The 13,460-nt window shown below is 63.7% G+C and carries 15 protein-coding genes and 1 pseudogene; 8 read left to right on the top strand and 8 right to left on the bottom strand.

The window, feature by feature from the left end:
* Positions 1-272, bottom strand: a 272-nt coding sequence (locus tag G513_RS0106800; RefSeq protein ID WP_169560534.1) for a transposase, incomplete at its 3' end; no start/stop codon positions are given.
* A gap of 111 nt (positions 273-383) precedes the next feature.
* Positions 384-731 carry a winged helix-turn-helix transcriptional regulator gene (locus G513_RS21790; RefSeq protein ID WP_211219610.1) on the bottom strand — a complete coding sequence of 116 codons (348 nt, stop codon included), beginning with the start codon at positions 729-731 and terminating at the stop codon, positions 384-386.
* A gap of 129 nt (positions 732-860) precedes the next feature.
* On the opposite strand from G513_RS21790, the gene G513_RS0106790 reads away from it, so the two are divergent.
* Positions 861-2,204: an MFS transporter gene (locus G513_RS0106790; protein WP_022976071.1), complete on the top strand. Its 1,344-nt coding sequence runs from the start codon at positions 861-863 to the stop codon at positions 2,202-2,204.
* Between the two features lie 160 nt (positions 2,205-2,364).
* Positions 2,365-2,526, top strand: a complete 162-nt coding sequence (locus G513_RS25695) for a hypothetical protein (RefSeq protein ID WP_022976070.1) — start codon at positions 2,365-2,367, stop codon at positions 2,524-2,526.
* Positions 2,527-2,688: 162 nt separating this feature from the next.
* On the opposite strand, the gene G513_RS21785 is transcribed toward G513_RS25695, so the two are convergent.
* On the bottom strand, positions 2,689-3,075 hold the full coding sequence (locus G513_RS21785; protein WP_022976069.1) for a winged helix-turn-helix transcriptional regulator: 387 nt from the start codon (positions 3,073-3,075) through the stop codon (positions 2,689-2,691).
* 130 nt (positions 3,076-3,205) lie between these two features.
* On the opposite strand from G513_RS21785, the gene G513_RS0106775 reads away from it, so the two are divergent.
* Both G513_RS0106775 and G513_RS26445 read left to right on the top strand, forming a co-directional pair.
* The gene (locus G513_RS0106775; RefSeq protein WP_022976068.1) at positions 3,206-3,715 is read left to right on the top strand and encodes a DUF1993 domain-containing protein; all 510 of its coding nucleotides are present in this window, start codon (positions 3,206-3,208) and stop codon (positions 3,713-3,715) included.
* Positions 3,716-3,830: 115 nt separating this feature from the next.
* A pseudogene (locus tag G513_RS26445) lies at positions 3,831-3,917 on the top strand (hypothetical protein); the annotation flags it as partial.
* 2 nt (positions 3,918-3,919) lie between these two features.
* Here the strand turns inward: G513_RS26445 and G513_RS26225 are convergent.
* Positions 3,920-4,132 carry a hypothetical protein gene (locus tag G513_RS26225; RefSeq protein WP_022976067.1) on the bottom strand — a complete coding sequence of 71 codons (213 nt, stop codon included), beginning with the start codon at positions 4,130-4,132 and terminating at the stop codon, positions 3,920-3,922.
* A 59-nt stretch (positions 4,133-4,191) separates the two neighbouring features.
* Between G513_RS26225 and G513_RS0106765 the strand changes: the two genes are divergently transcribed.
* A complete protein-coding gene (locus G513_RS0106765; RefSeq protein WP_028475229.1) occupies positions 4,192-4,572 on the top strand; it encodes a DUF427 domain-containing protein in 381 nt (126 codons plus the stop codon).
* A gap of 49 nt (positions 4,573-4,621) precedes the next feature.
* Here G513_RS0106765 and G513_RS0106760 read toward each other — a convergent pair whose 3' ends face one another.
* Both G513_RS0106760 and G513_RS0106755 read right to left on the bottom strand, forming a co-directional pair.
* Positions 4,622-5,869: an MFS transporter gene (locus G513_RS0106760; RefSeq protein ID WP_022976065.1), complete on the bottom strand. Its 1,248-nt coding sequence runs from the start codon at positions 5,867-5,869 to the stop codon at positions 4,622-4,624.
* Between the two features lie 258 nt (positions 5,870-6,127).
* Positions 6,128-7,093: an AraC-like ligand-binding domain-containing protein gene (locus G513_RS0106755; RefSeq protein WP_022976064.1), complete on the bottom strand. Its 966-nt coding sequence runs from the start codon at positions 7,091-7,093 to the stop codon at positions 6,128-6,130.
* A gap of 160 nt (positions 7,094-7,253) precedes the next feature.
* Here G513_RS0106755 and G513_RS0106750 point away from each other — a divergent pair, with 160 nt between their 5' ends.
* Together G513_RS0106750 and G513_RS0106745 are read left to right on the top strand one after the other, a co-directional pair.
* The gene (locus tag G513_RS0106750) at positions 7,254-8,489 is read left to right on the top strand and encodes an acyl-CoA dehydrogenase family protein (protein ID WP_022976063.1); all 1,236 of its coding nucleotides are present in this window, start codon (positions 7,254-7,256) and stop codon (positions 8,487-8,489) included.
* Between the two features lie 6 nt (positions 8,490-8,495).
* The gene (locus G513_RS0106745; protein WP_022976062.1) at positions 8,496-9,254 is read left to right on the top strand and encodes an SDR family NAD(P)-dependent oxidoreductase; all 759 of its coding nucleotides are present in this window, start codon (positions 8,496-8,498) and stop codon (positions 9,252-9,254) included.
* A 208-nt stretch (positions 9,255-9,462) separates the two neighbouring features.
* On the opposite strand, the gene G513_RS21780 is transcribed toward G513_RS0106745, so the two are convergent.
* Positions 9,463-10,344: a LysR family transcriptional regulator gene (locus tag G513_RS21780; protein ID WP_022976060.1), complete on the bottom strand. Its 882-nt coding sequence runs from the start codon at positions 10,342-10,344 to the stop codon at positions 9,463-9,465.
* Positions 10,345-10,514: 170 nt separating this feature from the next.
* On the opposite strand from G513_RS21780, the gene G513_RS0106730 reads away from it, so the two are divergent.
* Complete coding sequence (locus G513_RS0106730) at positions 10,515-10,883, top strand: cupin domain-containing protein (protein WP_022976059.1); 369 nt, start codon at positions 10,515-10,517, stop codon at positions 10,881-10,883.
* A 105-nt stretch (positions 10,884-10,988) separates the two neighbouring features.
* Here the strand turns inward: G513_RS0106730 and G513_RS0106725 are convergent, their stop codons facing one another.
* Positions 10,989-13,328, bottom strand: a complete 2,340-nt coding sequence (locus tag G513_RS0106725; RefSeq protein ID WP_022976058.1) for a DUF349 domain-containing protein — start codon at positions 13,326-13,328, stop codon at positions 10,989-10,991.
* Positions 13,329-13,460 lie beyond the last annotated feature (132 nt).

Here is a 13,460-nt window from a genome sequence, read left to right as displayed (position 1 = left end):
AGGTTACGCTGCGTTTCCCGCTCCAGACGCCGGCTCGACTGGATGCGGTTCATGTATCCGTAGATGTAGATCCGCAGCAGCGTCGACGGGTGGTAACCGGGTCTGCCAGTCTCCTCGGCGTGTACGCCCTCGAAGCCGAGAGCGGCGAGATCGAGCTCTTCAACGAATGCATCGATAGCGCGAACCGGGTTGTCCTCGCCAATGTAGTCATCGAGTCGCTCAGGAAACAGCACACTCTGAGACCGATCCTCACCTTCGATGAATCGCTTCATCGGCAACTCCATCACGACAATGACGGAATAACAATCAGCAAACTTCACACCACGTTTTCACACAGTCTCGGCTGATTGAAGCCAGTCGAGACTGACGCATGGGTGCCGATTTCAGTTGTTCGAGACTGAGCGCCCGATACAGCCTGCGCTGGCACGATCACGCAATGGATCGTCGGAGCTGATGGCGTACTCACGGCCCCAGGCAAGCAGGCTCTTCAGGATTGGGATGAGCGCTCGGCCGGCTTCGGTGAGGTGGTATTCGTAGCGCTCCGGCGTGGTTTGGTAGCGTCGTCGCTCGACGATGCGTGCTTGCTCAAGGGTTTGCAGGCGGGCGGCGACGCGGTCACGCGGGGCGCCAGTTCCGGTGACGATCTGACCGAACCGGTAGCTCCCCAGCCACAGTTCGCGCACCACGAGCAATGCCCACCGTTCTCCGACGACTTCCAGCGCGGCGGCCATCGGGCACGGCCGGCCCGGCAGATCGGCCAGAAGTTGGAATGGTGCTGGGGATGGCGTTGATCGGGGCATGCGGTTATTCTCGGCCTTGTAAGTTTGAAATTCAAACTATCAACGGATGACACCGCTCAGATGGATCGAATGCGCCCGCTTGTACCCGTTGCGCTCGGCACCGCGCTCGTGCTGATGACGTACGTGACACCGATGGCATCCGTCACGGCAACCGCCACCAGTCTCGATGCTGGGCCTGCGGCCCGCGCCTGGATTCTCAGTTCGATGAGCGTAGGCCTAGCCGGCGCGCTGCTGGTCGCCGGCGCATTGGGCGACCGGTTGGGCCGTCGCCGGATCTATGTTGCCGGGCTGATCTCACTCGCCGTAGGCGCGCTCATTTGCGCGATCGCGCCGTCGTCGGAAATCTTCATCGCCGCACGCGTACTGGAGGGAATCGGAGGGGCGGCGATACTGGCCTGCGGGCTTGCCACGCTGGCGTATCACTACCCGCTCGGCCCGGCACGCGCGCACGCCACATCGGTCTGGGGCGCCTCGGTCGGTTTGGGGATTGGGCTAGGAGTGGTATTCGCCGCTGCGTTCGACATCGGCTCGGGCTGGCGCGAGACCTATGCGGTTACCTGCGCCCTCGCGGTGCTGCTGATCCTGCCGTCCTTGCGCCGCATAGGCGAATCCGCGGCCACCACACCGCGCCGCGTCGACGTACCGGGATCGGCCCTGCTTGTCGCCACGATCATCCTCGCCGTTTCCGCACTCACGCAGGTTCGGAACGGCTTTTCCGCCTCGACTGTCGCACTCGCCGTGCTGACGCTGATCGTGCTGGTGGCGTTTGTGCTGGTTGAGCGCCGCGTCGCCGAACCCCTGATCGAGCCCGCGCTGCTGCGTCACTCACGGTTCAGAGCCGCAACGGCCGGGTCCTTCGTGCTCGGCGCCAGCATGATCGGTATGGCCTCGTCCACGCCGATGCTGATGCAGGCCGGCTTCGGACGCGGGCTCTGGCCGGCCATACTTCCAGTAGTCGGCTGGGCTGGCACCAGCGTCGTTACCGCGCTTCTGGTGCGCCGCATCCCGCACCCGCTGGAAGGGCCGCGACCGGTTGCGCTGTTTCTGGTCGTCGTCGCCGTCGGACAGCTCATTGGCTGGCACCTGACCCAGGATTCCGGCCTATGGCGCCTCATGGTGTTTTCGGTTGTCGCCGGCCTCGGTACCGGCGTGCTCAACGCGCTGCTCGGGCGTGAGGCAATCGCGGCCGTTCCCCCGGACTTCGCCGCCATGGGTTCTGGCGCCAACAACACCGCGCGCTACCTCGGTGCGGCCATCGGCATAACGCTCTTTGTCACGGTCGCCACCCACACCGGCAACTCGGTGGTGAACGGCTGGAATAACGCAACGCTGGTCGCCGTCGCGATCACACTCTCCGGCGCCGCGTTGATCGCGCTGACCGGGCGCGTGAAGGCCGCATCGTGATGCAGGCTGAGCGGATATAAGCGATGGCCGATGTAGGACTCTATCGAGCAGGAAGGCACCGAATGAGCGATGGCACAAGGGCACTGACGATGGCAGAAGCCGACCTCGACGCCCAATCTCGGTCAACTCAAAGGTTCCCCGATCCGATGGGGTTGTAAGCATGCCCTCTCGGTTTGCCAGCGTCGGCTTCAATTGGTGGTACAAGCCGACCCACGAGTTCCAGTTCGCGTACACACACCATTTCTTCGGCACGTATGCCGGGCCGTCGGCCGTTGTGCCCGGGGCGACTGAATCTGTCGTCGCCGATGTCGATGTGGTCTGAATCGGTTGGGCCAAACGCTTTTAGCCAATTCGGATAATTGCCGGGACGGCTTGATCTTTCCGCACCAATCGCCATCGCCGCGGCCGACTTGTAAGAAAAGGTCCGGGCGACGGCAATGGAGGACTTTTGGGGTAATTCACCGCGCTGTCGGCCAGGATCGGCTCAAGCCAGGAAACTGGCGGGCAACTTCCAGGTATTCGGCAGATAGCGGTGGCCCCAGCGCGCGGCTTCCTGGATCAGCGGGCGCAGGGACTGGCCTTTGGCGGTGAGCACGTATTCGTAGCGGGGCGGCTTGGTTTCGTATTGATGGGCCTCGATGAATTCGCAGGTTTGCAGCCATTTCAGACGCGTCGTGAGAATGCTGCTGGTGATGGCTTCCGGGCTCTGCATGAATTCTCCGAAGCGCTTTTTGCCCATGAGCAAGTCGCGGACGATCAGCAGGCTCCACTTGTCGCCGATCAGGTCGAGTACCGACGAGATCGGGCAGTCCGACCGCCGGATAGCGGGATCCCCTGCTAGCTTGCACCTGAATTTCGGAGTCGCTTGCATTTTCGAAGTCTATCGTGGGATATTGTTAATTGCATAATGCAAGTGACTAACCGCCCGCCAGGCCGGATCAAGGAAACGGCAAGACGGCGATCGGAAGTTTCCCCACTCTTTCCAACCGGATCTACTCAACATGAGCTCTGCAAACCTGCATTCCTTCGTCGTGCCGATCATTACGCGCGTGCTGACCAATCTTCGTGCAGTTACTGAGAAAGGGGCTGCCCACGCCGAAGCGAAGAAGATCGATCCGGCATCGCTGATCAATTTCCGCTTGTATCCGGACATGCTGCCCTTTTCCAGCCAGATCCAGATTGCCACCGATGCCTCGAAAGGCTGCCTGGCGCGCCTTGCCGGAATCGATGCCCCGCGGTTCGAGGACACCGAGAAGACGTTCGGCGAGCTGTTCGCGCGTATCGAGAAGACTCTGGCGTTCGTGGGCTCTGTGAAGCCCGAGCAGACCGAAGGTGCCGAGCAACGCGCGATCGTGATCAAGACACCTTCCGCCGAACTCAACTTCACCGGCCTGACCTACGTGCAGGGATTCGTCATCCCCAATCTTCTGTTCCACGCGACGACGGCCTACAACATCCTGCGCCATAACGGCGTCGAGATCGGCAAGATGGACTTCCTGGGCCGCCCCTGATCCAGATCAGAACCGGGGTAGCCCGGCCTGCTACATGGTTGAAAAGCAGTGATACGTGCATTAGCCGGCGCGCCGCTGGCGTTACGACAAACCGACGTTAAGGGAAGCAGCAGTCCTGCGACAGGCGCGGCGCCACGCCGGCAATGGCGGCGGGGCGCTTATCGGCGCCGATCTGCGCAAGAGCCTCGAAGTGTTGCTGTCAGCCTACGACGACTCGCTGGAAGTGACCGCCGCCTTGCATCCCAACCTGCTGGCATCGATCGCGAGCTGGGCGGCGATTTCGGTCGACGGGCAGCGGTCTGCGTTAACCGCCGGCGAAACGATCCACACCGAGAGCTCGCGCCAGTACGAGATCGAAGGTTTCAGTGTGATCGCGGCGCGCCGGCTCGCACCTGGCGCGGCAGTGGCAGGATGCACGAGGCCACTTCGCAGTGGTCGCGCTCGAAGTGAGCTGAACGTATGTGGAGATCGAAGTCATGTCATCCAGAGTCGAGAAGCAGCCAGGCCCCGACCATCCAATCGCCATCGAGCCCTGCGCCGATCGCATCGTCGCCAAGGTCGCAGGCCACACGATCGCTGACACGCACGGCGCGCTGGTGCTACGCGAGGCGAGCTATCCGCCGGTCTGGTACATCCCGCGCGAAGACGTCGATTTCTCGTTGCTCGAGCGCAGCGCACTATCGACGTATTGCCCCTACAAGGGCGACTGCTCCTACTACGGAATTCCCGCCGGCGGCGCCGAGGCCAAGGACGCGGTGTGGAGCTACGAGGCTCCGTATGCCGCGGTCGAGGCGATCCGCGGATACATCGCGTTCTATCCGAATCGCGTCGAATTCCTCGGCAAAGTGGAGTCGTAGCGCCTGCGTCCAAGCGCCGTTAATGGTCTGCGTGGCTCCACTGGCCGCGCTACGGGCGTTTCGTGAGGCAGTGCATCGCCACTGCAGACGCCAGTCCGATAACGGCGAAGCCCGCCGTCATGAAGAACACGTGCTGATGGCCGACGGCGCCAGGGTCATGATCGAGCAGCGCGCCGATCAGGGGGCCGGCAAAGACATCCGGCGTGTAGCCGATCACCGAGACCAGGCCGACAGCGCTGCCGGTGATGGCCAGCGGCAGCCGCATTTCGTTCATCACCGCGAAGTAGACGCCGCGTACTCCGTAGATTCCGAGGCAGGTGACGACGATCGTCGCGAATAGCACCACCGGCACGCTGACCGGCAGCAGCCCCGCGCCGAGTGCGGCAGCGCCGCCCGCGAGCAGGATGAATCCGATGGTCAGGGTCCGCGTGCCGCCGATGCGGTCGGCGAGCAGGCCGGCGCCGAGCGCCGCGACCGGACGCGTCCAGAAAGTGAGTGCGCCGAGACGCGCGGCGGCGATGTCGTCGTAGCCGAGCACGTCGTGCGCGTATAGGCCAAAGTTGTCGGTGACCTTGTAGGCGACGTAGGCACAGACGATCGCGATCGCCTGCAGCCAGACCGTGGGGAGCCGCGCCGCGGCCCGCACGCCGATCCAGTCGAGTTGCCGCTGCGCGCCGGTCGTCGCGGTCGATGTGGCGGGGGGCAGCGCGAACCAGCTCAGTGCTGCGGCGAGCACGGTGAATGCCGTAGTCGCGACAATGATCGCCCGCAGCGCGCTGCTGCGTTGCGCGGCGGTTGCCGCCGAGACGTCGAGCGGCAGCAGTTGCGCGAACACGACAACGGCCGCCGAGGCGAGCAGCGCCGCTAGCAGACCGCGCCCGCCATCGAGAACGCCATACGCGCGCCCCTGTGCGTCCTCGGCGCCCCATTCGCGCGTGGCGCGAATCAGCGCAGCCCAGAACAGCAGGATCGTCGTCAGTCCCCAATAACCGTAGAGCGCGATCAGCATCGGGATCGACGGAATCAACGCGAACACGACCCCGCCCGCGGCCGTGGCGACCAGCGCGACGGTGATCAGCGTGCGCGCCGCAAAACGATCGGCGAGCGGCCCGCCGAGCAGGTACGAGACCATCGCGACGATGCCGTATACCGAGAACGCGCTGCCCAGCTGCAGGTTGCTCAGCCCGAACACGGCGAGGAACGCGCTGCGGAAGACTCTCGCCACGACGAAGGGCAGCATGAACACCGCCTCGCCGGCGATGATCAGCGCAAACATCGCGATGGTGCGACGGCTCATGCGAGAAGGGGGCCCCTACGTCGAAGTGCTGCTGCGCTCATCCTCAACGCCGTGCATGCGCAGCTCCGCGAGTTGGACCTGTCGTGCAGTCTAGGGAAAATCGCGGAGCATGATGACGAAATGGCCGGGACCCGCAGTATCGACATCGGATGGTCCCTGCGCGAGCGCGACAGCTCGAGGGATGTTGCTGTGCACGCGGGAAATGGCTGCGTTGCTCGAAGCTACACACCTCGTGCCAGCGATTAGCAAACGCTATCGTCAGCTTCGGTACTCCGAATTTCTCGAATGTCTCCGGAAGCTCGACGGCGCACATCCGAAATGCTGACCGAAGACCCGGGTGAAATGCGGTACGTCGGAAAATCCCCATCGCACAGCAATGGCCTGAATCGAACTGCTGTCATGCCGGTTGGCCAGGTCGTGCGCGCATCGCTCGAGTCGAAGCGTGCGGATATGCGCGGCTACCGTTAGACCTGCGTCCGCGAACGCTTGCTGCACATAGCGCGTTGAAACCCCGAAGCGGCGCGTGAGTGAGTCGACGTTCAAGTCAGGGTCCGCCAGCGAGGCGCGAAGCACTTCGATAGCAGACTCCACGAAGTCATGGCGTACGCGCTCTCGCCCGATATGCTTTTTCGGCGTTGCCTGGCGGGTGGCCGATGCAATCAAATCGCATAGGTGCGTGGCGATTTCGGCGCGCTGATCGGATGCGAGATCGTCCGGTTGATCCAGCAACAGTTGCATGAAGCTGACGGCGACGCGGCCCATGCCCTTCTGGCCATCCACGGGTCGGGCGAGGACCTCGTCCGGCCTCGCCATGAAGGGAAGCAGTCGTTTGCGAGGAAGACGCAAGGACAGCACTTCGAACGCATCTTCAAATTCCAGACGATACGGCCGTGCCGTATCCACGATGGTGAAGCTGCCCGCGGGCACGAACACCGCGCGACCTTCTTGAACCACGCGGCCGGCACCCGCGAGCTGAAGGTTGATGAACAACCTGTCTTGGGGATCGACACGAATCTGGTCGGCTCCGCGTCGCACGGACTGGGCGCAGGACCTGATGCGGGCAACGTTGACGTCGCCGAAGCTGTCCAAGGCGACCGAACTCGGAAAGGCCCTGGATCGGACGGCAGCTTTCGGGTCGAGCGCCGCGAACGCCTCGCAGATCACATCCCGCCAGAACTCGAAGTGGGCCGATTCCGGAAGCCCGTCCGTAGACCAAACGTGCATGTGGACTCCAGCACCTCCTGAACGCGGTCGAGTGTGCCCATCGCGCGCCGTGCCGGTCAATGAACATTGATGCGCGGTTTCGCAAGAAGCCGTGCGCGATCCCGCAAGAGGCGCGTCGCATGACGGCCGACACTTGCATGCCCCTCTGCCGATGCCCGCCATGCCCCTCGATTTCATTCTCACGTCCGCACAACGGACATTGCAGGCCGATGCACGTGCCTTCGCACGCAAGGAACTGAGCCGAACGAGGGCGGCCGCGGAACATCTGCCAACCCCGGAACAGCGCTTCGCGGCGACTCGCCCGATCTACGAGAAGGCGATCGCCGCCGGCTTTCTCAACCGGCTGATCCCGCAGCCGTTCGGCGGTGGCGGTTCCGGCCTGATGGACATGGCCTTGGTGGCCGAAGAGTTCTACGCGGTCGACGTCAACGTGTCGCTCACGCTGTTCGCCAACCTGCTCGGCTTGATGCCGCTGTTCCTTGCGGGTACACCAGAACAACTCGCCCGCTTCCTGCCACCATTCCTGGACAGGCGCGGCGCACCGCTCGCCGCACTCGCCAACAGCGAACCCGGCGGGAGCGCGAACTTCATGCTGTCAGCGCCTTTCGGCACGCGCACGACCGCGCGTCTCGACGGCGACTCATGGGTGGTCGACGGCGAAAAGCACTGGATTTCAAGTGCCACGGGCTGGGATGCACGCGGCGCCGACCTGCTGTGCGTTGTGTGCCGGACCTCCACTCCGGACGGATTGACGATCCTGGCCGTGCCACGCCCGGAGCGTGGACTCACGCTGGTAAAGGCTGTGGATACCGTTGGGCACCGCGCGCACTTGGTGCCGCACTTCAGGATGGACGGCGTGCGGGTCCCGCGCGATCACGTCATCGGCGGTGTGGGTGAAGGGCGCGTGGTGGTCGATGCCAGCTTCACCGGCACCGCCGCCTTGGTCGGCATCATGGCGGTGGGGCTGCTGCGCGCGGCCTTCGATTACGCACTCGATTTCGCCAAGACGCAGAGTCGCGGAGGGCCGCTTCCGATCATTCAGCACCAGGCCGTCGGTTACGCCCTGGCCGATGCCAAGACCTCTCTGGAGGCGGCGCGTCAACTCGGCTGGCGAGCCTGCCTGGCCATGGACACGCAAGCGCCTGGTGCGACGGAATTGGCGCTGCATTCGAAGATCTTCGGCTCGGAGACGGCGGTGCGCGTCATCACCGATCTGATGCGCGTGGTGGGCATCGAGAGCTATGACTGCTCCTCGCCGCTCGGCGGACTGCTGCAGGACGCACTGGTTCTGCCTCTGTTCGACGGCGGCAACATGGGCGTACGTCGCAGGCAGTTGCACGAATTGTTGATGCATCCCGACTACGACGCACTGAACGCCAGCTTCGGCTGCAACTGAATCGCCATGAATGAGCTTGAGGAAAAGAACATGACTTCCGACCGACGTACCGTGCTGATCACCGGCGCCACCAGCGGCATTGGCCTGGGGCTGGCCCAACGATTCCTGCGCGAGGGATATCACGTCGTCGGCACGGGACGCTCGACGGAGCGACTGCAGGTCACGGCGACGCAACTGAAGGTTGGCGAGCGGTTCCTCGGTGTGGCCGGCGATGTCGCCGACCCAGACGCGGCGCGCCGTGCTTTCTCGGATGCGATCGGCGCGTTCGGCCATGTCGATGTGCTGGTCAACAACGCCGGCCTGTTCACGGCCAAGCCCTTCATCCATTTCACTGCTGCGGAGATCGACGAGCAGATCGCCACCAACCTGAAAGGCATGCTCTACCACTCGCAGGAGGCGGCTCGGCACATGAGCGAGCGTCGGCGCGGCAGTATCGTGAGCATCACCGCGTCGCTCGCCTTGCAGCCGGATCACCGCGTGCCCGCGCTGATGAATGTGGCGCTCAAGGGTGCCGTCAATCACGCGACGAAGGCCCTGGCGCTGGAACTCGCGCCGTTCGGCGTCAAGGTGAATGCGGTGGCGCCGGGCGTCGTCGCGACACCGATGCACGGACCTGAGGTGAACGCAGCCTACGGCGCCATGCACCCGCTCGGCCGCGTCGCGACGATCGACGAGGTTTGCGATGCCGTGTTGTACCTCGCGCACTCGAACTACATTACCGGCGTGGTGCTGCCAGTCGATGGCGGATCAAGTGCAGGCAAGTAAATCCACGCGCGTCTTGCGTTCGAAGGACCCGATCGTTGAACGCCTGGGTGAGCTCGGCATCAGCTTGCCGGAAGCCCCGCAGCCACTGGGAGCCTATCTTCCGGTCGTGGAATCAGGATCGACGCTGTAGGTTTCGATGCAGGGCCTGCTCAAAGACGGCAAGAGCCCCTGGAGCGGCCCTGAATCTCCGAGGGGCGATTCTCAGACCCTAGAGTTCGGATAGCGCGTCGAGCACCGCACGCACGCGCGGTGGCAACAGCCGTTTCGAAGGATAGACAGCGCTGATCGGCATCGGTGGCGGGCGCATCGTCGGCAGCAATTCGACCAGCTCTCCGCGCGTCAGGGCGTCCTCCGCGATGTAGTCGGGCACCTGGATCAGGCCCATGCCGTTGATGGCGGCCTGCACCATCGCCTCGCCATCACCGATGCGCACGCGGCTTTGCACCGGAAGATTGACGAACTCGCCACGCCGGGAGAATTGCCAGGGCCGGTCGCGTCCGGTGCCGGGCATGCGGAAAGTCACGGCTGGGTGCGACTCCAGTTCGGCAAGGGTTCTCGGCCGTCCGTGGCGATCGATATAGGCCGGACTCGCGCAAAGCTTGAGGGTCTGGGTCGCGAAGCGACGCGCCACCATCGTCGAGTCCTGAAGCTCGCCGATACGAATGGCGAGATCGACACCTTCCTTGACGATATCGATCTGCGCATCCGACAGGCGCAGATCGAACTCGAGCCCCGGATGCAGCTGCGCGAGTCGCGCGAGCACCGGTACCACGACTCTTCGCCCGAACGATACCGGCATGTCGATGCGCAGCGGACCGCTGATCAGATTGCGTGTGCCGGCAGCTGCCACCTGCAGGTCTTCAACTTCGGCCAGCACCCGCTGGCAGCGTTCGTACAAGCGCTCGCCATCGGGAGTCAGGCTGACCTGCCGGGTGGTGCGGTGAAACAGCTTGACGCCCAGCGATCGCTCCAGCCGCAACACGGACTTGGCGAGCGTCGAGGGCGCGCAACCCAGGCTCTGTGCAGCCCGCGCGAAGCTTCGGTGCTTGGCCGTTTCGGCAAACGCCAGGAACTGCTGGAGACTGCTCATGCGGAATCTACTGAGGACAATGTGTCCTCAATGTTATGGCTTTGCGTGTACTTCTGTCTCATCGCTTCGTTTGCCACACTGTGGTCGCCGGTTGCAGATTTGTCCGCACCCCACCATCCGGCAAGGTCCGTCCACGACGCAGCCAATCAAGGGTTCAGGAGATTCGAGCCATGTTCGTCTTCCGCAATGATCAGAATCAGATCCACAGCCTGCACGGCAACCATATCGCCGGAGTAGCCACGCCCACGAGCGGCGCGCAACAGGTCGAGATGTGGCGCGGCCGCATGGACGCCAACTCGGCGACGCCGCCGCACAGTCACGACACGGAGGAAGTCGTCCTGTTTCTCAAGGGCAGCGGTCGGGCGACCGTGGGCGATCGTGAACTGCGTTACCAGGCGGGTGACACGCTGGTCCTGCCACCGGCCCAGATGCACCAGATCTTCGCCGAGACCGAAAGCGAGTTCGTTTCGGCATTGCCTATCGGCGGTACGGTGAAGCTTCCGGATGGCGTGGTGCTCGATCTTCCCTGGCGCCGATAGCCTCGAAAGATTCCCGGCTCCGGGCTCCTCGCAGATTCATCGAGGTCATGCGCAAGACTTCTCGCTTGGAGGGAGCCGGTGCAAATTGAAAACCGCCGGCATCGCTTAGCCGCGATCATGGACGCGAGCGTTGCCCCGCTCGCGACAGCGCCGGAATCTCTGCAGTAATGGCTCGTATGCCACGTCCTCCACAGGACCGACACGTACCCACTCGATCGCCAGCGTATCCAACTGCGTCTCTTCATCCCTGAGACGCTGGCCCATGCCCTGCACCAGGCGTTGCAGCTGAACTTCGCGACGCAAGGCTTGATCCTCCGGCGGCGTCGGCGAATCGGTCAGTATTTCGGCTCGGATACAGAGCATCTTCGCAACCACTTCATTCGCCGCAAGATCCATGGAGCGCTCGCCGGCAAGCGCCTGCTTGATGGCGTCCAAACCGCTCTTGGGCCATTGCTGGACGGAGGCAATGCAGGTTTCGGCTGCTTCTTTCAAAGTGTCGAGCCGCGGCGTGTCCAGATTGAGGGCCACAGCCAGCCTGTAGGCGCGCACGTGGTTGGCGGCTTCAAACAGATCGTTCCAGGCACGCTCGGCGTCGCGCGCTCGTTGCCGAGTGCGGGACGCTTCACAGCGTTCCAGACCCTGCTCAAACCGATTGCGAAGCTCACGCGTATCGGCACGCGGAAACTCGCCCAGCGCTTTGAAGGCAGTTCGCAATTCTTCCGGCGCTCCGGCGCGCGCCAGCAGCTCGGCCCCCTCGAGAGCAGCGATGTCTTCGAGCTGCTCGCACAAGACAATGGCCTGTGTCTTGTTGCTTTCGAGCCCCGCCGTGTAGGCGGCAAAGTCCTGCTCGCGTTTCTGGAACACGGCATCGCTGTGCTGACGGAATTCTCCCCAGAGGCGTTGATCCACCTCGCGCGGCACGGGGCCCACGCTCCGCCACTGCTGCTGCAGGGCCTTGATCGCGTCTATGGCCTTGCGGCCATCGTCGCTTTCGATCAATAGCCGGGCTCGCTCGATCAGCGACTCCTTCTGCTTCAGATTGCGGGCGTACTCGGTATCCAGTCGGCCCTGCAGGCTCGCGGTAAGGGCGATGAACTTCTCCTGCTGCGGCTTGCCGGCACCGCGGTCCACAGGTGAGCAGCCGCGCCACTCCTGTTTGATCTCACGCAGCGTCCTGATTACAGCCTGCCAGTCAGGTTGTTCCCAGCTGTGTCCGGACTCGAACGCAGTGAGCCGGGCGATCAAGGCATCGCGACGCCGCAGATTCTCCTCGCGAACCAGGGCCTGGGCAGCGAAATACTCGCTGCATGGCTGATACGCCTTTTGGGATGCTTCCTGAAAGCGTTGCCAATCCGCTTCGACATTTTCGCCGGCGCCCTTGCCCAGCGTGCGCCACTCATCCTGCAGGCTCTTGATCCTCTCGGCGAGTGCCAGAGGATCCAGGCTCGCATCGATGAGCAGCTCCATTTCCTCGATCAGCTCAACGCGCTTCGGCGCCACCGAGAAATTTTTCCAGTCCTTCAACTCGTCGAGCTGCTTGTCGAGCTGTTGCAACTGGCTGGCGAGATTCGCCGGTAGCGGTGCTGCCCCAGCCAGCTTCTCCGCGATAGTCCGTCGCACCCCGGCCGCGCGGGAGGTGCTGCCGTCACTCAGGGCAGCACGTGCTTTCCGGATCAATTCGGCGATCTGGCGAACAGGCTGTTGCTCGGCTTGCTGCATTTCGTCCAACGCACGCTTCTGCTCGTCGAAAACCCGTGCTTGCTCAGCGGCAGCCGCGGCGGATGCCTGCGCCTGCTGTTGACGCTGGCGCTGTGCCTCTGCAGCTGCGTCGGCAGCGGCCAGCTCACGTGATGCCGCAGCCGCTGCCTGGCGCAAGGGTTCAGCAACGGTCTCCCGTGCGCCATCGATCCATTGCTGGACTTTGCCGAGCAGCTCTGGATCGGCCTGCGCGGCCACCGCTTCCCAGCGACGCTCGAGCGGCTCCAGCTTTGAGCTGTACATGACGTCGTAAGGGCGTTGGCTGAGGCGCTCGAGGGCCACCGAGACCGCATTGATCTCGGCCTGCAACTGCTCGCGCTTGCGGCTCTGTTCGAGCAGCACATCGCGCTTGGACGTCAGGACCTTGTAGACACTCTTGTCATTGCCACCGCGGACATCGCGGATGAGTTGCCGCAACACCTCCGGATCGTCGATCGCGTGCGCCGCCGCCTGGCGAACCTTGGTCGATGAGCCCGCGACGACCAGCCGGGCCACCGCCTGGACGTCCCCGGCATCGATGGCCGACTGCAAAGCCTTCTCCTCGGCAAGAGCGGCCAGCGCGCGATCAACTGCGCGCGGCTTCGGAAGCGCCTTGCCGGCGTTATCGGAGGGCGCCGATCGAGGCGCTGAGGATGGTGCGGGCGGAAGCGATGGCGCTTTGCGAAACAAGCGCGAGAAAAACGACATGAGTGATCTGCACTGCAATGGGCCGGCAGGCATTCTAACTGCGCTGGAATACCTGCTTCGTGCGCTTTTGCCCGAGTTGTGACGTCACCCGGATTTCGGCGAGCTGCGACGGTTCTATCGGGGGAGCGATTC

The organism is Nevskia ramosa DSM 11499 (assembly GCF_000420645.1).
In the GTDB taxonomy this organism is placed as follows: Bacteria; Pseudomonadota; Gammaproteobacteria; order Nevskiales; family Nevskiaceae; genus Nevskia; species Nevskia ramosa.
Note: the sequence above shows the minus strand (reverse complement) of the source record. Positions and strands in the feature narration are given on the sequence as shown.